The sequence below is a fragment of the Halomonas sp. BM-2019 genome, assembly GCF_017584085.1.
On sequence record NZ_CP071922.1, the window covers coordinates 3,695,724 to 3,716,617 of the forward strand.

General features: G+C 66.8%; 17 protein-coding genes and 2 pseudogenes. 9 read left to right on the forward strand and 10 right to left on the reverse strand.

The genetic code is table 11. The annotated features are described in order from the left end of the window. The 5 genes and pseudogenes from J5F18_RS18310 to J5F18_RS18330 form a co-directional block, all read left to right on the forward strand. Nucleotides 1-1,365, forward strand: a pseudogene (locus J5F18_RS18310) (exodeoxyribonuclease V subunit gamma); the annotation flags it as partial. After that, nucleotides 1,362-3,110: pseudogene (locus tag J5F18_RS18315) on the forward strand (UvrD-helicase domain-containing protein); the annotation flags it as partial. The pseudogenes J5F18_RS18310 and J5F18_RS18315, both read left to right, overlap by 4 nt. A 250-nt stretch (nt 3,111-3,360) precedes the next feature. After that, nucleotides 3,361-5,646, forward strand: coding sequence for a 3'-5' exonuclease (locus J5F18_RS18320; RefSeq protein WP_346299956.1), 2,286 nt, complete (start codon nt 3,361-3,363; stop codon nt 5,644-5,646). Nucleotides 5,647-5,663: 17 nt separating this feature from the next. After that, nucleotides 5,664-7,997 (forward strand): exodeoxyribonuclease V subunit alpha, encoded by a 2,334-nt coding sequence (recD, locus tag J5F18_RS18325; RefSeq protein ID WP_346299957.1) that lies wholly within the window; start codon nt 5,664-5,666, stop codon nt 7,995-7,997. Between the two features lie 74 nt (nt 7,998-8,071). Next, entirely contained in the window at nt 8,072-8,347 is a 276-nt protein-coding gene (locus tag J5F18_RS18330; protein ID WP_346299958.1) for a BrnA antitoxin family protein, read from the forward strand. Between the two features lie 195 nt (nt 8,348-8,542). Here the strand turns inward: J5F18_RS18330 and J5F18_RS18335 are convergent, their stop codons facing one another. The 10 genes from J5F18_RS18335 to J5F18_RS18380 all read right to left on the reverse strand — a co-directional run bounded on the left by J5F18_RS18335 (nt 8,543) and on the right by J5F18_RS18380 (nt 16,890). After that, nucleotides 8,543-9,211, reverse strand: a complete 669-nt coding sequence (locus tag J5F18_RS18335; RefSeq protein WP_346299959.1) for a hypothetical protein — start codon at nt 9,209-9,211, stop codon at nt 8,543-8,545. A gap of 29 nt (nt 9,212-9,240) precedes the next feature. Beyond that, on the reverse strand, nt 9,241-9,972 hold the full coding sequence (locus J5F18_RS18340; RefSeq protein WP_346299960.1) for an Abi-alpha family protein: 732 nt from the start codon (nt 9,970-9,972) through the stop codon (nt 9,241-9,243). Nucleotides 9,973-10,343: 371 nt separating this feature from the next. Next, nucleotides 10,344-10,676, reverse strand: a complete 333-nt coding sequence (locus J5F18_RS18345; RefSeq protein WP_346299961.1) for a DUF427 domain-containing protein — start codon at nt 10,674-10,676, stop codon at nt 10,344-10,346. Between the two features lie 311 nt (nt 10,677-10,987). After that, nucleotides 10,988-11,377: a VOC family protein gene (locus J5F18_RS18350; protein WP_346299962.1), complete on the reverse strand. Its 390-nt coding sequence runs from the start codon at nt 11,375-11,377 to the stop codon at nt 10,988-10,990. Nucleotides 11,378-11,498: 121 nt separating this feature from the next. Further along, nucleotides 11,499-12,101: a hypothetical protein gene (locus tag J5F18_RS18355; RefSeq protein ID WP_346299963.1), complete on the reverse strand. Its 603-nt coding sequence runs from the start codon at nt 12,099-12,101 to the stop codon at nt 11,499-11,501. Nucleotides 12,102-12,271: 170 nt separating this feature from the next. Next, nucleotides 12,272-13,135, reverse strand: a complete 864-nt coding sequence (locus J5F18_RS18360) for a DUF6544 family protein (protein ID WP_346299964.1) — start codon at nt 13,133-13,135, stop codon at nt 12,272-12,274. A 169-nt stretch (nt 13,136-13,304) separates the two neighbouring features. Further along, a complete protein-coding gene (gene trxC, locus J5F18_RS18365) occupies nt 13,305-13,742 on the reverse strand; it encodes a thioredoxin TrxC (protein ID WP_346299965.1) in 438 nt (145 codons plus the stop codon). 64 nt (nt 13,743-13,806) lie between these two features. Continuing rightward, nucleotides 13,807-14,964 (reverse strand): Fic family protein, encoded by a 1,158-nt coding sequence (locus J5F18_RS18370; RefSeq protein WP_346299966.1) that lies wholly within the window; start codon nt 14,962-14,964, stop codon nt 13,807-13,809. A gap of 194 nt (nt 14,965-15,158) precedes the next feature. Continuing rightward, nucleotides 15,159-16,397, reverse strand: a complete 1,239-nt coding sequence (locus J5F18_RS18375; protein WP_346299967.1) for a hypothetical protein — start codon at nt 16,395-16,397, stop codon at nt 15,159-15,161. An 88-nt stretch (nt 16,398-16,485) separates the two neighbouring features. Further along, complete coding sequence (locus J5F18_RS18380; protein ID WP_346299968.1) at nt 16,486-16,890, reverse strand: GFA family protein; 405 nt, start codon at nt 16,888-16,890, stop codon at nt 16,486-16,488. A gap of 127 nt (nt 16,891-17,017) precedes the next feature. Here J5F18_RS18380 and J5F18_RS18385 point away from each other — a divergent pair, with 127 nt between their 5' ends. From J5F18_RS18385 to J5F18_RS18400, 4 genes are all read left to right on the forward strand, one after another. Beyond that, the gene (locus J5F18_RS18385; RefSeq protein WP_346299969.1) at nt 17,018-17,698 is read left to right on the forward strand and encodes a 5'-methylthioadenosine/S-adenosylhomocysteine nucleosidase; all 681 of its coding nucleotides are present in this window, start codon (nt 17,018-17,020) and stop codon (nt 17,696-17,698) included. A 606-nt stretch (nt 17,699-18,304) separates the two neighbouring features. Continuing rightward, on the forward strand, nt 18,305-18,625 hold the full coding sequence (locus tag J5F18_RS18390) for a hypothetical protein (protein WP_346299970.1): 321 nt from the start codon (nt 18,305-18,307) through the stop codon (nt 18,623-18,625). Nucleotides 18,626-18,862: 237 nt separating this feature from the next. Beyond that, on the forward strand, nt 18,863-19,642 hold the full coding sequence (locus J5F18_RS18395) for a ThuA domain-containing protein (protein WP_346299971.1): 780 nt from the start codon (nt 18,863-18,865) through the stop codon (nt 19,640-19,642). Beyond that, the gene (locus J5F18_RS18400; RefSeq protein WP_346299972.1) at nt 19,639-20,688 is read left to right on the forward strand and encodes a Gfo/Idh/MocA family oxidoreductase; all 1,050 of its coding nucleotides are present in this window, start codon (nt 19,639-19,641) and stop codon (nt 20,686-20,688) included. Before J5F18_RS18395 ends, J5F18_RS18400 begins: the two co-directional genes overlap by 4 nt. Nucleotides 20,689-20,894: the final 206 nt, after the last annotated feature.

Consider the following 20,894-nt stretch of genomic DNA (forward strand, 5'->3'; position numbering starts at 1 on the left):
GGGCGCAGCATCGTCGACAACACCGAGCAGCCCCCCTCGGTGCTGCTGGGCCAGCTGCGCGACCACCTGGCCCGGGGCTGGCGCTTATCGTCCAGCGCGGCACCCGGGCATGGCGACGACGGCGGCAAGGCGCTGCTCGCGGCGCTGACCACCGAGCACCCGCTGCAGCCCTTCAGCATCGCGTATTTCAAGGAAGGTTCGCCGCTGAGCACCTACGCCCACGAGTGGCGGGAACTGCACCTGCCCGGCGACGAGAACGCCCGACCCGAACCGGCACCCCTGGCCCCCTTCCGCCAGGAGGCCCCGCTGACCCTGGCCCAGCTGGGCGCCTTCCTCAGGGCGCCGGTACAGGCCTTCACCACCACCCGGCTCAAGGTCTTCCTGGAGCTCGATGCCATGGAGCGCCTCGACCACGAGCCCTTCACCCTCGGCGGCCTCGACCACTGGCAGCTGCAGCATGCGCTGATCGAGGCGAGCCGCGCCGCAGTGGAGGCCGGCGAACCCCATGAGCCCGCCATGCTGGCCACCCTGGAACGCCTCGAACGCCAGGGGCGCCTGGCCATGGGCGGCTTCGCCGAGCGCATGCGCGACTCCCTCGTCGAGCCCATGGAGAGCCTCTTCGCCGACTACCGCCAGGTGCTCGACGAGTGGCCCCACGCCATGGAGGAGCCCCTCACCGTCTCGCTGGACCTTCGCGAGGCGCTGGGCGAAGGGGCCGATGAGAGTCCGGGCGGCGGCCTGGCCCTGGAGGACTGGCTGGGCGAGCTGCGCGAAAGCGACGCCGGCGAGCGCTGCCGGGTGCTGCTGACCACCAGCAGCCTGGTCAACAAGGGCAAGTACCACTGGAAGCACTGGCTCGGCCCCTGGGTGGCCCACCTGGCCGGCCAACTGGAGGGCCCCATGACCACCCGGCTGCTCTCCCGCGCCGGCGGCGGTACCCTGGCCCCGCTTCCCACCGAGGAGGCCCGCGCGCGGCTGGCCGATATCGCCGCGGCCTGGCAGCACGGTATGGCCACCCCCCTGCCCCTGGCCCGGGACACCGCCTTCGCCTGGCTGGAGAAGGGCGGAAGCCCTGCGGCCATGGCCCGCTGCCTCGCCGACACGCCCAGCGAAGAGGACGACAAGGCCTGGAAGGCCGCCAGCACCGTCTTCTACGGCAGCGGCTTCAACAACGACCACGGCGAGCGCGGCCGCGACCCCTACCTGCTTCGCCAGTGGCCGGAGCTGGAGGCGCTGGTCCACTCGCCGGAGGGCGGCGGCTTCGCCGAGCTGGCCGAGCGGCTCTACGCCCCGCTATTACACGCGGTACGCAAGCCCAAGGAGAAGAAGGGCAACGGCGGCAAGGGCAAGGGAGGCAAGGCATGAGCACGCAGGACCAGACGACGCCCCCCACCCTGGACCCGATCCGCCTGCCGCTCACCGGCAGCCGGCTGATCGAGGCCAGCGCCGGCACCGGCAAGACCTTCACCATCGCCCTGCTCTACGTGCGCCTGGTGCTGGGCCCCCGGGACGAGGCCGACGCCGAGAGCTTCCCCCGCGCCCTCACCCCGCCGGAGATCCTGGTGGTGACCTTCACCAACGCCGCCACCCAGGAGCTGCGCGACCGCATCCGCGCCCGGCTGGTGGAGGCCGCCGAGGCGTTTCAATCGGAGGGAGCCCCCAGGGCCAGCAATGCAGCAGAAGGTGCCACCGAAGGAGCGCCGGGGGCAGACCGAAGAGGAGGTCCTACGCCAGGGATGGCGTCGGTAGCGCCCAGGGATGGGTTCACAGCGCCTCCTCGTAGGTCTGCCGCCGGATCAGCTCCGTCCATGGAAGCCGCATCAGAAGGCGAAATCGGGGACCTCTTCGCCGAACCACCGGTGGATAACTCAGAGGCGGTGGACAAGTCGGGCGGCGATCCTCCAGGCGGCGACCCGCTGCTGGCCCTCCGCGACAGCTACCCCCGCGAGCGCTGGCCGGCCTGCGCCCGCCGCCTGCAGCTGGCCGCCGAGTGGATGGACGAGGCCGCGGTCTCCACCATCCACTCCTGGTGCCACCGCATGCTGCGCGAGCACGCCTTCGAGAGCGGCAGCCTCTTCTCGCTCGAGATGAACCTCGACCAGTCGGAGCTCGAGCTGGAGGTAGCCCGGGACTACTGGCGCAGCTTCTACTACGCCCTGGACGCCGAGGCCCTGGCGGTGGTCACCCGCTACTGGGAGACCCCCGACGCCCTGGCCGAGGACGTGCGCCGGCTGCAGGGCGACGCCGAGCTGCTGCCCGACGCCCCGCCCCCCGCCGGGGCCCTGGCCACCATGCAGGCCGAGCGCACGCGGGTGCTCTCCGAGCTAAAGGCGCCCTGGCCCGCCTGGCTGGATGAGCTCTCGGACGCCCTGGAGAGCGCCGCCGCCGCCAAGGCCTTCAACGGCGCCAGCCTCAACAAGACCCATCGCGCCAACTGGCTGGGCGCCCTGCGCGACTGGGCCCAGGACCCGGAGCTCGCCACCCCCGCGCTCACCGACGCCGCCTGGAAGCGCCTGACGCCAGAGGGCATCGCCGAGATCTGGAAGCAAGGCGAGCCCCTCGACCACCCCGCCCTGCACGCCCTGGTCGCGCTGCCCGAGCAACTCGAGGCCCTGCCCAGCGCCCACGCCGACCTGCTGGCCCACGCCGTGCGCTGGATGAGCGAGCGGCGCGAGCGCATGCAGCAGCGCCGCGCCGAGCTCGGCCCCGACGACCTCCTCGAGCGCCTCGACCGCGCCTTCGCCGGCCCCGCAGGCGAGGCGCTGGCCGAGCACGTGCGCCGCCAGTTCCCGGTGGCCCTGGTGGACGAGTTCCAGGACACCGACCCGGTGCAGTACCGGCTCTTCGACCATGTCTACCGCCTGGCCGAGGCCCCCGCTCCCGACAACCCTGGCGCCGTCCTGCTGATCGGCGACCCCAACCAGGCGATCTACGCCTTCCGCGGCGCGGATATCCACACCTACCTGCAGGCGCGTCGCGACACCGCCGGTCGCCACGTGACGCTCGGCACCAACTTCCGCTCCTCCACCGCCATGGTGGAGGCGGTCAACCGGGTGTTCCGCTTCGCCGAGACTCACCCCGCCGGCCGCGGCGCCTTCCTGTTCCGACAAGAACGAGAGGGAACAGAGCGCTTGGATCAGTCGGCGAGCGAGATGAAGCACAAGGCGCACGGCGCACAGGAAGCGAGACATAACGCGGGGTTAGGCGAGCTTACGAGCACCGCGCAACGCAGTGATTCGCTCGCGCAGCCAGTGAGCCAAGTGCTCGATAATCCGGTGCCTTTCTTGCCCGTGGCCGCCAAGGGCCATGACTCTTTGGCATTTAAAGGGCGGGCATCTGACGGGCAACGACGATAAGGGCATGAGCAAGGGCGCCTACTTCAAGGCGATGGCCGCGCGCTGCGCCACCCGGATGGCCGAGCTCCTGCGCGAGGGCCAGGCCGGGCGCACCGGCTTCGGCGCACCGGGCGAGCCCTTCCGGCCCCTGAAACCGTCGGATCTCGCCGTGCTGGTCAATAACGGCAACGAGGCGAAGGCGATCCGCGGTGCGCTGCTGGAGCGCGGCATCCGCAGCGTCTACCTCTCCGACAAGGAGGGAGTCTTCGAGACCCCGGCGGCCCTGGAATTGGAGGTGTGGCTCGCCGCCTGCGCCGAGCCCGACAGCGAGCGGCGCCTGCACGCCGCGCTGGCCATGCCCAGCGTTGGGTTATCGCTCGCCGAGCTCGACGCCCTGCAGCACGACGAGCTGGCCTGGGAGGCGCGCGTGCTGCAGTTCCGGGGCTACCACCGGCAGTGGCAGCGCCAGGGCGTGCTGCCCATGCTGCACCGGCTGCTGGCCGACTTCGCCGTGCCCACCCGGCTGCTTGCAAAGAGGGACGAATCAGCGAGCGGGATGCAGCACAAGGCGCACGGAGCACACGAAGCGAGACATAACGAGGGGTTAGGCGAGCTTTCGAGCACCGCGCAACGCAGTGATGCGCCCGCGCAGCGATTCGTCAACGGCGAAAGGCATCTCACCGACCTGCTGCACCTCGGTGAGCTGCTCCAGCAGGCCAGCGCCGAGCTCGACGGCGAGCACGCCCTGCTGCGCCACTTGAGCGAGGCCCGCGCCCACCCGCCCCAGCAGGCCGATACGCACCGCCTGCGCCTGGAGAGCGATGCCGACCTGGTGCAGGTGATCACCATCCACAAGTCCAAGGGGCTGGAGTACCCGCTGGTCTTCCTGCCCTTCATCTGCGCCTTCCGCGAGAAGAAGGCCACCGACCTGCCGCTCACCTGGCACGACGAGGCGGGCCGCCGCCACCTCTCGCTGGAGCCCGACGCAACCGTGCTGGCCCGCGCCGACGACGAGCGCCTGGGCGAGGACCTGCGCAAGCTCTACGTGGCCCTGACCCGTGCCCGCCACGCCACCTGGCTGGGCATCGCGCCGCTCAAGGGGTTCGAGCGCAGCGCCATCGGCCAGGTGCTCACCGCCGGGACGCCGCTCTCGTCACCCTCGGCGGACGGCCTGCTCGAGGCCCTCTTCCCCCTCGCCCAGGGCGCGGCAGAGACGGCGCTACGGGTCGAGCCGGCGCCGGAACCCAGCGACCACGTGGTACCCATCGAGGCGACCGACGAGGCCCTGCGCGAGGCGCTGACACCGGCCCGCCGCGCCCGGGAACACTGGTGGATCGCCAGCTACTCGGCGCTGCGACTGGGTGGCGAGAGAATTGGTGGTGAGGAAGCGCCCGCCCTTCTGGAAGAACCCGAAAGCGCTCTCTCCATAGAGCCCGCCCTTCTGGAAGAACCCGAAAGCGCTCTGGAAGCCACCGCCCGGGAGATGCGCGACGAGCCCAGCGACCCGGCCAGCGTACCGCTGCCGGTGAGCGATGCCTCGCTTCACCGCTTCCCCCGCGGCCCGGCGGCGGGCACTTTCCTGCACGGCCTGCTGGAGTGGGCCGGCGCCGAGGGCTTCGCCCGGCTGGCCGCGGAGCCCGAGCGGCTGAACGACACCCTGGCACGGCGCGCCAACCTGCGCGGCTGGCGCGAGCGCATCCCGGCGCTGCAGGCCTGGCTGCGCGGCCTGCTGGCCTGCGAGCTGCCGGTGCCGAACGCCCCCGAGGGGCCGGTGTCGCCGCTGCGGCTGGACCGGTTGGAGAGCGCTCACTATCAGGTGGAGCTGGAGTTCTGGTTTTCTGCCCACCGGGTCGACACCACCCGCCTGGACGCCCTCGTGAGCGCTCACACACTGGGCGGCACTTCACGCCCGGCGCTCGAGCGCGACCGCCTCAACGGCATGCTCAAGGGCTTCATCGACCTGGTGGTGGAGCACGAGGGGCGCTTCTACGTGCTGGACTGGAAGTCCAACCACCTGGGCCGCGACGACGCGGCCTACTCCGAGGCGGCCATGGCGGAGGCAGTGCGCGAGAAGCGCTACGACCTGCAGTACTGCCTCTACCTGCTGGCCCTGCACCGTCTGCTGAAGGCGCGGCTGCCCGGCTACGACATCGACCGTCACCTAGGCGGCGCGCTCTACGTCTTCCTGCGCGGCCAGCACGCCCCCTCCCGCGGCGTGCATCGCGAACAGCCGCCCCGGGCGCTGATCGAGGCGCTGGACGCCCTCTTCCGGGGCGCAGATGCCGCTACCGCCCCGGAGGCACAGCCATGAGCGCTGGAGACAACAGCATGAGTGACCACTCGCCCACCGCCCATACCACCAGCGCCGAGGCCCTGCACGACACCGCAGCGCTCTTCGCCCTGCTCGATCGCTGGGTGGCCCGGGGCTGGTTGCGCGCCCTGGACCGCGCCTTCGCCGCCTTCCTGGCCCGCGAGGTGTCCGACGCCCCCGCCCCGCTGCTGCTGGCCGCGGCACTCGCCAGCCACCAACTCGGCCGCGGCCATGTCTGCCTGGACCTGGAACGCACCCTGGCCGAGCCGGACCTCGCCCTCTCGCTGCCCCCGGAGGGCGACAGCCTGGAGGACCCGCCCCCGCTGCCCAGCGCCCTGCTGGGCGAGCTGTCACTCACAGACTGGCTGGCCGCCCTCGCCCACCCGCAGATCATCGGCCACGGCCCCGGCAGCACCCCGCTGGTGCTCGACGCCACCCGGCTCTACCTGCGCCGCTACTGGCACCACGAGCGCTCGATCCAGCACCATATCGCCGCCCGCCTTAGCGATCGCACCGGGAGCGCCGCAGAGATAGGTGGGAGCCTTGGACAGAGCGCCGGGAGCGCTGAGGTGGCTGGTGGGAGCTCGGGTTCCCCGAGCGAAGGCGCCGACAGGCGCCCGGCGGAGACTACCCATGCCGCTGAGACCGAAACCCTATCGGCCGCCCTCACCGCCCTCTTCCCCGCAAGCCCCCAGCTGGACTGGCAGAAGGCCGCCTGCGCCCTGGCCGCCCGCTCGCCCTTCGCGGTGATCACCGGCGGCCCCGGCACCGGCAAGACCACCACCGTGGTCAAGCTGCTCGCCCTGCTGCAGAGCCTGGCGCTGGGCGAAGGCCGCCGAGCGCTGCGCATCCGCCTCGCCGCCCCCACCGGCAAGGCCGCCGCCCGCCTCAACGAATCCATCGCCGGTCAGGTCAGCTCGCTTCAGCTGGAGAGTCTGGCGCCATTGCTGGCTGCCCCCGAGAAGTCTGAGGGCAGCAACCCATTGTGGGAGCCCGATTTATCGGCGAAGGAAGCGGCCTCCCGGTTCGACATCGAGCACCTGCGCCGCGCTATCCCCACCGACGTCACCACCCTTCACCGCCTGCTGGGCTCGCGCCCCGACACCCGCCACTTCCGCCACAACGCCCGCCACCCGCTGCCGCTGGACGTGCTGGTAGTGGACGAAGCCTCCATGGTCGATGTGGAAATGATGGCCGCGCTGCTCGACGCCCTGCCGCCCCGCGCCCGCCTGGTGCTGCTGGGCGACAAGGACCAGCTCGCCTCCGTGGAGGCCGGTTCGGTACTGGGCGACCTCTGCGCCCGGGCCGAGGGCGGCCACTACACCCCCGAAACCGCCGACTGGCTCGCCGAGGCCACCGGCCAGGCGCTGCCCCGCGAGATGCGTGACCCCGCGGGCGCCCCACTGGACCAGGCCATCGCCATGCTGCGGGTGAGCCACCGCTTCGACGCGACCAGCGGCATCGGCCGGCTGGCCGGGGCGGTGAACCGCGACGCGGCGGGCCGCGAGAAGCGCGCCGCCATCCGCGACGTGTTCGGCCACGGCTATGCCGACCTCTCCCACCTCAAGCTGGAAACGGACAGGGATCGCGGCCTGGAACGGCTGGTGGTCTCGGGGCATGCCGCGGGCTTCCCGAATGCCGGCGAGGGGCGCGTGGTGAACGGCAGGACGCTGCCACCGCCGGTGGGCTACCGCCACTACCTGGAGGTGATGCGAAGCGCAGCGCCACAAGCAGGCCCGGATGGCGAGACCGACCGCGAGGCCCTGGACGACTGGGCCCGACAGGTGCTGGCCGCCCACGGCCAGTTCCAGCTGCTCTGCGCCCTGCGCCGCGGCCCCTGGGGCGTGGAGGGGTTGAACGAGCGCATCCTCGCTGCGCTGGAGAAGGAAGGGCTGATCGACAGCGGCGACGGCCGCCGGCTCTGGTATCCCGGCCGCCCGGTGCTGGTCACCCGCAACGACTACGGCCTGGGGCTGATGAACGGCGATATCGGCATCACCCTGGCGCTGCCACAGCCCACGGGCGAGGGCGCCGCTCACCAAGGCCCGGCGCTGCGCGTCGCCTTCCCCGCCGGCGACGGCAGCGGGCGCATCAAGTGGGTGCTGCCCAGCCGCCTGCAGGCGGTGGAGACGGTGTTTGCCATGACGGTGCACAAGTCCCAGGGCTCGGAATTCACCCACACCGCCCTGCTGCTCCCCGACGCCCCCAATCCCATCCTCACCCGGGAACTGGTCTACACCGGCATCACCCGCGCCAAACACTGGCTCACCCTGGTCGAGACCGGGCGAGGCCAGCTGCTGGATGCGGTGGAGCGGCGAGTGATGCGGGTGAGTGGGTTGGGGAGGTTGTAGAACCAGTCGACTAAACGGAATGATGATTCTGGTGACATCCGCTTGCGCCATGCACCGCAACGAGAGGGCCTTTTATGAGCAAGCCAAAAAAGATACCTGAGTTCAAGACCGAAGAAGAGGAACGCAAGTTCTGGGAAACCCACGACTCGTCCGACTACGTGGACTGGAGCCAGGCAGAACCCGCCTCATTTCCGAAGCTGAAGCCATCCACGAAAACCATCTCGCTTCGTCTGCCTGAAGCGTTACTCGACCGGATCAAGATCGAGGCCAACAAGCGAGACATGCCCTATCAATCACTGATCAAAGCTTGGCTCGCGGCTGATATCAACGACAGACGCCGGACCGGGTGAAGCTGTGACCAGGGAAGTGATGCTGGTAAGTGGATTGAGGCAATTATTGGAAGATCTGCCGCCGCAAGAAGTAGCGGTGGCAGCTATCGGCCAAGAGCAGTCGTTCAGTCGAAGCTAATATAACGCCGCCAACACGCGCAGCTTTGCAATGGAGGCGAAGCCGCAACAAAAAAGCTGTCGCTGTGCTTGGCATTGTTAAGTTTTTTCCATTGAGGCGGCATATGCCTCTGTTAAAATATGGCTTTGTATCCAAAGAGCACATAAGCGAATTAGGATCTTTAAATCCTCTACATCTTTATCAGACCACTTTCTAACGTAATGAGCTTCGTCATTTCCTAGCCAAGATGCACGACGTGCACATTCTTTAATCCTAATGTCGTCAATGTAGTCCCCGATACATTTTGCCAAAGGCGCCCCCTTGATTTCTTCTGATTTATCAGGATGGCTTGATATACAAAAATCTTTTATCAAGAACTCCAGCGACTTCCTATAACCTATTCCTGATATTTGCTTCATATTTAATGCTTCAGCTTGATAAGACTGCGTAAATATCTCGACAAAAAGTGGCGACAGGTTAGCCACCTCCTCAACAATATCCGGTTTATCGGCACTATAGGGAACACACTCTACCAAGGTATGGTAAGCATTTATTGTTGTTGGTGATGGCTTCAATCTTTCGAATCTTGCGACAAATAAACTGCCGCAATCTTCACTGGGACAGCAATAAGCTACTTCTAGAGAGTTTTCTCGTGGCTCTGTGTAAGTAGGAGTTTGAATAGCGGATATTCGACTTTTACAGACAGGGCAGTGGTTTGGATAAGAATCCACCTTGAATGAATGTCGTTCAAACTGAAGGTTTAGCATGTTAATCCTAGTGAACTTAACGTTGTCGATCACCTGCGGCGCGAGCGGCGCGAAGCGCCGTCAGGTGCATCGGCTTGTTCTACGGTCATAGCCTCGAACGTGGGATCAGCGACGGCCTTAAGGAACTCTTCGCCCACGACAGTCAGGGCCCATTGGCCCGAGTACTTGGCAATCAGATTGAGGTGTTCAAGATGTACGCGACTGAAGTCTGCCTCTTCTTCGAGCAGCATCGCAATGTTGATCCCCATGAAGCCCACCGAGGCAGAAACCGCTCGTACAGCGCGTTTGACTGGATCCTTCATTGCGCGTTCACCGATCTCGGCTAGGACGGCAGCGTCCTTCGAACTCAAGCGCTCAAGGATCCTTGTGAATTCCGGATGCACATCGTTTTCGATGAGTTCATTAGCAATCAAGTTCGCCCAGACCCCCCGGACGTTATCGTCGGTTTCATTGGATGCCGCTTCGATGGCACGCACCAGAACAATTGCCTTGGGGTTGCCCTTCGAGGTCTTTCCAGCATTCTCCACTTTGACTGTCGCTCGCCGAACGGCATCTGCCGCAAGAACTTTCTGGGCATCAGCCATGCCGTCGAACTTCGCCTCAATGAGCATCCCCAGGCCGTACGTCGTCGCAGTGATCGGCGCGATCAACTGAGTGAAGGTGTCGCACGCAGTCTTGACCAGACGGTTCCAGGCACTTGGCGGCACAGCCTTGGCGAGTTTTCCAATGCCAGTGAGATCGAGACTCGTATCGTCGGCCACTCTTATGCCTCCAGATCCGTAGAACGGTTGTATTATATAGCGCTCTCGATATTCCACTTTAACGAGTACGCGCGTTGAACAATGTTATACCGAACGCAACAACACTCACAACCTATTGAAAACCCTATAATTTAAGTATAGATCGGCAGTATAACACCGATCATCGTGCATGCTACATATCCGCAATGGTCGTGCTCGCCGCCTTTTTCGGGATGTCGGCTTAGGGTCGTGTGCTGTCATTCCATCGCGCAGCAAGCTGCGCTCCCACGAACACATCGCCATGGGCGGACTTGGGTCGTTAGCGGCTATTCGCCCGATAAATCGGGCTCCTACGGAAATCCGATACAATGGCGGTGCCGGAGCGTAAGCCGTCATTCGCTGCCTCCCCGATAGAAAACCACCCTCCCCTCTATCGCCTCCATTCCTTCCTTCGGCCGCTCATAACTCCAGGCCACATCCTTGTGCTCGCCAAACGAGTAATAGGAAGCATCTCCCTTGAAGGGGCAGTGAGTCACGGTATCGGAGGGAGTCAGCAGATCCATCCGCACGCCTTCGCGGGGGAGGTACTGGCGGGGTGGGTAGCCCTGTTCGCGGAGCTCGATGGCGCGGGTGGTGTCGGCGAGCAGGGTACCGTCGAGGGTCACCTGCACTCGGCGAGCGTGCGGGTGCAAGGTGATGCGAGGGTTCGAGGTATCCACGGCCATGGTGCTGTCCCTTGCGTCTCGGCGTTGTCGTTATCGGTTTGCAAGAGTCAGCTTAGCACCAAAGAATGATTTGTCCCATGCGCCGCTCAATACTGAGACTGGTACTTGGCCCGACAGGGGAGCCATCCTAGGCTCTGTCCGAAAACTGGCTGCGCTCGGCCATACGGCGTTAGAAATCGGCTCAAAGTACTCATTTACACCTCGTAAACTCCGTCTTTTCGCCGATTTCTGCCTTGTCTGGCCTTCGCTCGCCGACTTTTCAGACAAAGCCTTGTGGCCGGTGACTGGCTGGCAGGCGCAACCGGCCATCGTCATCCCTGCCCGGCCTGGAAGGTGCCGATCCACCAGATATTCCCCGCCACGTCCCGGAAGCCCGCCTGGCGCTCCTGGTAGGGCTTGTCGGCCGGCCTGGCGATCGCTTCCGCCCCCAGCGCCATGGCGCGCTCGAAGGCTGCGTCCACGTCGGGGACATAGACGTAGATCGCATTGGTCCAGGGCGCCACGTCGGGCGGCAGCTCGCCGGCTTCGATGACCAGGACGGCGTCGCCGACCCTCATCTCCACATGGAAGCTCTCGGGGCCGAATGCATGCCGCTCCAGCTCTTCGGCGTCGAAGACCGTGGCGACGAAGGTCACCAGTGAGACCGGCCCATGCAGGTAGGGCCTGACGCTGCCCATGCCGTGTCGAATATGCTCATTCATGTCGCCCACTCCCCAACGGATGCCCCACAAGGATAGACGCCATCTCCCGCGCCTGGCCGAGGGCGCGATCGGGACGCGTCGAGGCGTAGAGGGTGAGGCGATTGGAAACGTTACGGGGGCGTCACTCGCAGCCCAGGTGCTGGCGGTAGCGCTCGGGGTCGTGCCCCTCGGGCACGCTAAGGCAGGGGTCGTCCTGGCCGCTGGTGTAGCCGCGCAGCCGGTTGTAGCGCGCCACCTGGTCGTCATCGAGTATCGGCAGGGTGTCGAGATGGGTGGCAAGGTGCACGAAACGCAGCTCTGCCCTGGCCGCCTCGGCCTCGGCAAGCAAGCGGCGCAGCCGTTCCTTGTCCAGGCGGCGCTCGGCGAACGCCTGCTCGATGGCGCGCTCGGCCTCGATCAGCCGTTCCCCGGCGGGGATCGCCGCCTCGCGCATGCTTGCGAAGAGCGCTTCGATTTCCGCCACCTGCCCATCGCCGAGGGGAATCTCGTCGCGCAGTTCGAGCAGGTGGGCCGGCCCCGGCACGCCGTTCAGCTCGGCCGGCAGCGCCAGCCCCCAGCCGCCGCCGCGGCGCAGCTCCTCGATGTCGTCCGGCGACAGGGTCTTGATCTCGCGATCCTCGAAGCCGGCGTAAGGCGAGTGCTGCTGATGGTGATGCTGTGTCGATGCCAGCGCAGAGCCGGCAAGCAGCAGGAGGGGCAACAGCAAGGCAGGAGTTCGATGCATGGCGATCACCTCGGATACACTGGGCCAAGCCTCGGCGGAGCCGCCGCCTTCGTCAAGACCGGGGCCCACCGATCACGCCGCATCGACCAGACGGTGAGCGGCGGCGCCACCTGACCGTCGCCGATGGTGACGCCCTGCCTCGCCCTTCCGCTCACCCATGGGGTGGAGCGCTACGGCGAAAAGCGAATCGCCTCCACCCGCGCCCGGAAGAAGGGAAAGTACGCCTGCGTGCCGAAGTGATTGCCCGCCTCGACCCGGGTGGGCAGGGTGTAGCCATCGAAATTTTGGAAGTCGTCGAGGTAGCCGCCGAAGGGCTGGAGCTGCCACTCCTTCTCGTGGTTGGCGTCGCTCCAGCGCGGGAACTGCACCCAGCGCGGGCGGCCGTCTTCGGCCAGGGCGATCTCTATGGTTTGCGCCAGGGCGCCGTGGGTGATGACGGCGCGGGCCCGATCCGGCTCGCCGGTCTCTTCCCAGCGCACGCCCGGCTGCGGCAGCAGGGCGGCCGGGGCCCAGAAGGCGGCTTCCGCCACGGCTCGGCCGAACGAGGCGCGCAGATGATTCTCGTCGTCCCCGGCCCGGGCGACGGGCAGCGTGCCGTTGAGCCAGAAGCGCGTCCAGGAGCGGCCGTCCGCCATGCAGTCCGAGCCGCTCATCTGCATGATGCCCGAACCGGCCCGGTCGAGCCGCCAGATGAAGCCATGGGGCGGGGCGAGTAGCTGGCGTGCCCGCATCGGGCGATAGCCGGGCGCTTCCTGGTTGCCGAGCCCGATCTCGCCGGTCATGCGGATCTCGCTGACGACATGCAGCGGCGTGCCCGGTGCGATGGTATGGAGGAAGTAGCGCCGCGCCGCCTCGGGCAGGCCCTCGACCATGGCGGGATCAAAGGCCTCGACGCTGGCCGGCGCCTGGGCGTGCAGCCAGGCCCAGGCCGATTCCGCCGCGCGGTTGTCGGCCAGGCGCCAGGCCTGCATGGCCACGATGACTACCAGTACCAGCGCCAGCAACAGGCCAGCGGCCACTCCCAGGTACGCCATGCGGTGTCTCCTGCGTTTCATTCTGTCGCCCTTTATCAGCGAGGCGCTGGCGGCTCTTCACGACCGGCGCCAATAGCGGGTCGGGCTCGACCTACGACGGCATCGCCGCCGACATGGAAGACACTCTTTACCGCCCTCTGGCCGAGCGCGTCCAGCTTCCGGACAGCGCCTAGACCAGGTAGGGCTCCAGCCAGCGCTTCAGCTGCGCCCCCTGCATCAGCCCGGCCTGGCGGGCGATCTCGCGTCCCGCCTGGAAGACGATCAGGGTGGGAATGCTGCGAATGCCGAAGCGTCCGGCCAGGGCCGGCTCCGCCTCGGTGTCGAGCTTGGCGAAGCGGATCCGCGGCTCCAGCTCGGCGGCGGCCTGGGCGAAGACCGGCGCCATCATCTTGCAGGGTCCGCACCAGCCGGCCCAGAAGTCCACCACCACCGGCAGTTCGCTGCGCTCGATCAAGGCAGCGTAGTTGGCGGTGGTGAGTTCCAGCGGCGCGGCGGTGAACAACGGCTGCTTGCACTTGCCGCAGCGCGAGCCATCGGCCAGACGCGCCCTGGCCACGCGGTTGATGGCCAGGCAGTGGGGGCAGGCCAGATGCAGTGAATCGGACATGGCGGGGCTCCGGGGAGAGTGGCATTGAGGGGGATATGGAGGCGCCCGGGATGAAAACAAACTCTCAGCCGCGCATCGGCGGCGGGCTGGAATCCACCACTCGGTAGCGCGTGCTGCGCCCTCCCCCGGGCAGTTTCTCCAGGCAGCCCTTGGCCAGCAGGTCGGCGAGATGACGGGTCGCGGTGGCCTTGCTGACCTTGGCGACCTGCTGATACTGGGCGGCGCTGATCCCGCCCTCGAAGCCCCGTTCCCCCCCGTCCTGCAGCCGATTGAGCACCTTGATCTGCTCCGGCAACAGGCCGGCTTCGGCGAATCGCTGCCAGAAGCGGGTCTTGGCCAGGGTCCGCTCGATGCCGGCAAGAGCCTCCTCCAACGCCTGCAGCAGGATATCGAGAAACCAGGCCAGCCAGTCGCTGAGATCCGTCGTGCCTCGCTGACTGGTTTCGAGCACCCGGTAGTAGTCCTGGCGCTCGGCCAGGATCGCGGCGGACATGGTATAGAGACGAATGCCTTGTCGGTCGGCCTGGGCCAAGGCCCGGTCGGCGATGGCGCGGGCCAGGCGGCCGTTACCGTCCTCGAAGGGGTGCAGGGTGACGAACCAGAAGTGGGCGATACCGGCACGCAGCAGGGGGTCCAGGGTCGGGTCGTGGCGGCTCGTGTCGAACCACGCCAGGAAGACGGCCATTTCGTTCTCCAGCACCTGGCGAGGCGGGGCTTCGAAATGCACCTTGGGCTTGTCGAGACGGCCGGAGACGACCTGCATCGGCTCCTCGCCCCGCCACTCTCCTACCCGAAGCCTGACCAGCGATGCCTCGGCATCGGGAAAGAGCCAACGATGCCACTGGAAAAGCCGCTCGCGGGTCAGGGCCGTGTCCGGCGAGCCGATAGCATCCATCATCATGTCGGCCAGGCCTTCCGAACGCGATGAAACAGCCGTCGCCCCACCGTCCACGCCGAGGCGTCGCGCCAGGGAGGAGCGTACCGAGGCGGCATTCAGGCGCTCCCCCTCGATGGCCGAGGAGGTGATGATGTTCTGCAACAGCGTGTCCAGCGTGACTGCCGGATCATCGTCGGCCGGAAGGGCGCCTGCTTTCCCCAGCAGCATCCCGAGGGACCGCCACGCTTCCTGCAGGCGAGGCTGTATCACGGCGGCCTGCCAGTGGAAATCGGGCCAGTCGGGCTGCTGCCAGATCCAGGTTGGCGTCGTGGTGGAAGCATTCATGGTACTACCTGCATGACGGGGTGAGCCGAATAACCGAATTATTCGGCTCACTATATGAGCCGAATTGTCAGCCGATTCGGCTCAGGGGTCAAGCAGGGTACCGTTCGCGGGCTTGGCCTGCTGGACCTGACAGAGCCCGCCGACGCTCGAGGTTCTCAGGATCATTCGCACGCAACGCGTCAACGACGGCACGACTACCGCGGAGCTCCGCTCTCCACGGACACCCGGCTGATGTGGTTGGTGCCGCTCTGATGGATCAGCAGGGCTTCGCCGTCGAGGGTGGTGCGCATATGGCGCAGGATGCCGGCATGAACCGGGCCTGAGGGGATCGGCCAGCTCTGGAAGGTCTCCGTTCGGGGATCGAAGCGCACCAACATGTCCGGTCGCACGCCGCTTTCGTTGTACCAGACCGCCCCGTCGAACACGGCGATCGCGTAGGGGTGGGAGTGCGGGCCGCTGGGCGAGTCCCACTCCTGGATATCGCCGGTGTCGGGATCGTAGCGACCCAGCCGGCCCAGCCCGGAATTGACCCACCAGATGATGCCGTCTGCGTCGATATCGAGTCGTCGCACCGTGGTGCCAGACTCGGGCAAGGTGATCTCGCTCACTTCCATCGACTCGGGGTCGACGCGCAGCAGGCAGTTCGCCCCGTTGCAGGAGGCCCAGACCGTGCCATCCGAGGCGATCTTCAGGCCATAGGGACGCGAGCGCTCACGCGGGCTGGTGGCCAGCTGCACCTCGCCGGTTGCTGGATCCAGCCGGCCGATCATGTTGCTCTGCTGCAGGGTGAACCACAGGATACCGTCCTCCGTGAACTCGGCGGTGTGCGGATCGCGCGCGGCCTCGTCGGGCATGGGATATTCCGTGATCTCACCGGTTTGCGGGTCGAATCGCCCCAGGGTGGCGTTGCGGTTGCCGGTGTACCAGGCCGCGCCGTCGGGGCCGATGTTGACCGAATGGGGTCTTGCGCCTGAGGGCAGCTCGAACTCCTCCATCTCGCCCGTCTCGGGGTCGATCCGGCCGAGGATGTCCAGCCACTGCCCCACCCACCAGATGCTGCCGTCCGGCGCCTCGACCGGATCGCGCGAGCGCTGCCCCAGGGTGGGCACCATCCACTCTTCGAACTGAACGCTCAGCGGGCCTTCGACCGGCGTTGCGGCCCGGTTATCGCTGGGCGGGAAGTGCTCGGCCAGGTAGCCGAGGATCTCCTCCTGTCGCTCGGGGGCGTCCGACAGGTCGATCATGGTGGCGATGAGAAAGTCCCACTCGTCTTGGGAGTATCCTGAGCTGCGCTCGATCAGGTTGACGCCGTGGCAGGCAGCGCAGACCGCTTCGACCGTCTCCCGGCCTTCGCCGTTCGGCAGCGCGAAGGCGGCGTAGGGGTGGCACAGCGCTGCTGCCAGGAAAACGGAACCAAGCGTTCTGCGAGCCATGTCGTTGTTCTCGGCGGCGGCGGGTTCCTCTGAGCGTAGCCAATAACCCCGGGCAGCCCAACAGCACAAGCCAGGCTGATAGGGGGCATCAGCGCTTCGGCGCGGCTTGCGGATAACGGGGCAGCTCGTCGGCGAGTTCGAACCACTCGGCCTTGGAGGAGACCCAGGCGTGGACGCGCCTGCTGGGCGCGATCGGGGTGTCCAGGGTGCCGAGGCGCAGCCGCTTGGCCTCGGGCCGGTCGTCCCGGGCGCTGTAGAGCGGGCTGCCGCACTCGGCGCAGAACACCCGCACCTTGCCCGGCGTGGCGCGGTACTCCTTGAGGTACTCCGCGCCCCGGGTGATGCGAAACTCGTCCGAGCGGATGGGCGCCACGGCGACGAAGGCGGAGCCCTGGGCCTTCTGGCACTGCCTGCAGTGGCACATGGAGACTTCGTCGATCTCGCCGTGGTACTCGTATCCCACCTTCCCGCATAGGCAGCTTCCCTTGTGCATCGGCGTCTTCTCTCGGGTGGCTTTCCGCTATCTTGGCCGGTTTTCGAGCCAAGCACACGCCCCCGTCAAGGCAGTACACTGGGGCAAGCTCCACATGAACCTCCCTACGGCAAGGCAAAGCGCGACGATGAACGATTCCTCCACGCCCGGCTCCCGGGCCGATGATCTGGGCGCGCCCAGGCTGACGAAGCTCGGGGGCCGCCAGGTGCTCTTCGTGATGGCCGCCGAGGCCGAGTATGGCCCGCATCTCAGGCGGCGGATCGAACCGCTCATGACCGGGGTGGGCCCGGTGGAGGCGGCCGTGGAGCTGACCGCGGCGCTTTCCGCCCTGGCCCGGCGCGGACGCCTGCCCGACCTGGTGGTGTCGCTGGGCTCCGCCGGCAGCCAAGTGCTCGAGCAGACCGAGGTCTATCAGGCCACCTCCGTCGCCTACCGCGACATGGATGCCTCGGCGCTGGGCTTCGAGAAAGGCGTCACGCCCTTCCTCGACCTGCCGGCGACCCTGCCGCTGCCCCTGCGCATTCCCGGCATTCGAGAGGCTACGCTCTCCACCGGCGCCAATATCGTCTCCGGCGCGGCCTATGACGCCATCGCCGCCGAGATGGTGGACATGGAGAGCTACGCCTGCCGGCGCGCCTGCATGCGCTTCGGCGTGCCGCTGGTGGTGCTGCGCGGCATCTCGGACGGCAAGGCGGAGCTGCACCACCTGGACGACTGGACGGAGTACCTGCACGTCATCGACGAGAAGCTGGCCAGCGCCGTCGACCGCCTCGGCGAGGCGCTCACCGCGGGCCTGTTGACGCGCTGAGCACCGGCGGAATGACGACAGCGGAAAGCAGCGCCACAGTCGTGGGGGTTAGCCGCTCGTTGAGGTCGAAGCAGGCGAAGCCGACCTCGGGGCCGCCAGGCAGAGCGCCAGGGCATCGTGATGGGTTTCCAATGTTCAGCCTTGCCCCAAAGTGTGGCTTGGCCCATCGATGGCTCGGTCGTGGCGTGAACTGCGACACGCTATGGTGCGGGTCCGATGTGCTGACCGACCACGGCGCCGATCAACGCATTGCCATCAAGAAATTGGATGTCCTTTACGGTGGTACTGCGGCACCCCCTTCGACTTTAGTCGCATTTAGGGATTGTCCCTGCCCCAGCCTTGGCAAAATGGTGTACTATTGTAATTAAGTGTCACCAAACGAATCGGCACTGTACCGGAATGGCGACACACTGTAACCCTGCCGAGGGTTGGGCCGATACAGTTATCACAGCTCCCTTCGCGGTAGCGTAGGCAATTCCTCCCTTGGCTCTACGCCTACCCAGGAAAGCACTGAGTGGATCGTCGCCCTGAGAGTGACCAAGTAATAAGCAACCGAAAGCGCCTGAGCCGGTGCCCGACTCAAGCGACTCGAGGAGGGAAGCCGTCATGACCATCGACATGTTTACCCCGCTCGCCCCCAATTGGCAGCATGTCCATGCCGACTGGTGGCAGGACGACCAAGGCAACGACATTCATTGTATCGAGATCGACGACGATACGCTCTACCACTGCCACTTCGCTGGATCGCTGCTGCCGTGGAATGCAGTCGCCACAAGCTTGATGTCCTTGATTGCCTTGGGTGACCTCCATCGCCTACCGCGATATGGACGCCACGGCGCTGGGCTTCGAGAAAGGCGTCACTCCCTTCCTCGACCTGCTGGCGACCCTGCCTGCGCTTCGGCGAAGCGCTCACCGCGGACCTGCTGACGCCCTGACTTAGCGCAAGCCCACTCCCCCCATCACCCCTCGCCCCTCGCCCCTCGCCCCTCGCCCCTCGCCCCTCGCCCCTCGCCCCTCGCCCCTCGCCCCTCGCCCCTCGCCCGCCAGGGCCTTATACCAAAGTCGCATCAAGTAAACGTTTACGGATTAAGAGTAAACGTTTACTTTTAGCCCATCCCCTCCAAGGGGAGCATCCGTCAGGGCACGACCAGAAGGAGCCAACCAATGACGATCAAGGTCACGGTCTGGGGCGAGAACGTCCACGAGCAGACCAACGAGGTAGTCGCGCGGATCTATCCCGACGGCATGCATGCCTGCATCGCCGCCGCGCTCAACGAGGACGAGGGTATCGAGGCGCGTTCGGTCACCCTCCAGGACCCGGAGCATGGCCTCACCGAGGCGCTGCTGGAAGACACCGATGTCCTGCTGTGGTGGGGCCACGCCGCTCATGGCGAGGTGCGCGACGAGATCGTCGACCGGGTCCAGGCGCGGGTGCTGCAGGGCATGGGGCTGCTGGTGCTGCACTCCGGCCACTACGCGAAGATCTTCAAGCGCCTGATGGGTACCACCTGCTCGCTGAAGTGGCGCGAGGCGGGCGAGCGCGAGCGGCTCTGGGTGGTCAACCCCGGCCATCCCATCGTCCAGGGCGTGGGCGACTACATCGAACTGCCCCACACCGAGATGTACGGCGAGCCCTTCGCGGTGCCCAACCCCGACGAGGTGATCTTCATCAGCGCCTTCGAGGGCGGCGAGGTATTCCGCTCCGGCCTCACCTACAAGCGCGGCAACGGCAAGATCTTCTACTTCCGCCCCGGCCACGAGACCTACCCGATCTACTACGACGACAAGGTGCGCCGGGTGCTCAAGAACGCCGTCAAGTGGGCGCGCCCCGAGGGCTCGCGCTGGATCGACAGCTGCCCCAATGTGCCGCCCGACCAGGCCCCCAACCCGGTGGAAGTGAAAGGCGAGGGGCTGCACAAGCCCGGCGAGGAGGGGTTCAAGTGATTCGACTGGCGATCATCGGTGCCGGCAGCATGGCCGGCGAACATGCCAAGCACTTCAAGGCCCTCGACGGCGTCGAGGTGGTGGCGGTGTGCGATCTCGACGGCGACAAGGTGCGCGCCTTCGCCGACAGCCACGGCATCCCAGAGGCCTATACCGACCTCGAGGCGATGCTGGCCCGGGACGACATCGAGGCGGTGAGCAACGTCACCCCGGACGGGGTGCACAAGGCGACCTCGCTGGCCGCCATCGCCGCCGGCAAGCACATCCTCTGCGAGAAGCCGCTGGCCACCAACGCGGCGGACGCCGACGAGATGGCCGCGGCGGCCCGCCAGGCCGGGGTGATCAATATGATCAACCTCAGCTACCGCGATGCGCCGGCCATCCAGCATGCCCGGGAGCTGATCGCCGCCGGTGCCATCGGCCGGGTGATGCACGTGGACGCCAGCTACCTGCAGAGCTGGCTGGTCAGCCACGCCTGGGGGCGCTGGGACCGGGACAGCCAGTGGCTGTGGCGGCTCTCCGAGGGGCACGGCAGCAAGGGGGTGCTGGGCGACGTGGGGGTGCATATCCTCGACTTCGCCAGCTTCCCGGTGGGCGACATCACCGCGGTGAACTGCAAGCTCAAGTGCTTCGACAAGGCCCCGGACAACCGCATCGGCGACTATGTGCTCGATGCCAACGACAGCGCCCTGATGCGGGTGGAGTTCGCCGGCGGGGCGCTGGGCACCATCCAGGCGACCCGCTGGGCCACCGGCCACCATAACTCCCTGAAGCTCTCCGTCTATGGCGACAAGGGCGCGGTGAGCGTGGTGCTCGACGACGCCAAGGATCGCGTGCTGACCTGCTTCGGCGAGGATGTGCATGCCGCCCGCTGGACCTCGGTGGAGGCACCGCCCACCCCGAGCATCTATCGGCGCTTCGTCGACGGCATCGCAAGCGGCATCAACGACCAGCCCGACTTCACCCGAGGGGCGGCGCTGCAGCGGGTGCTCGACGCCTGCTTCGTCTCCGACGCCGAGGATCGCAGCCTGGCGCTGGACGGCTGAGCCAGGGCGTCTTTCCACTAACAACCACAACAGAGGAAAACCACCATGTCCCATCGTCCCCTTGCCGCCGGACTCCTGGCGGGTACCCTGCTGGCCGGCGGCCTGGCCCTCGCCGCCACCCCGGCACAGGCGGCCAGGATCACCATCGCCTGCGGTGACGGCGGCGCCGCCGACTTCTGTCCGGTGCTGGCCCAGCAGTGGGCCGA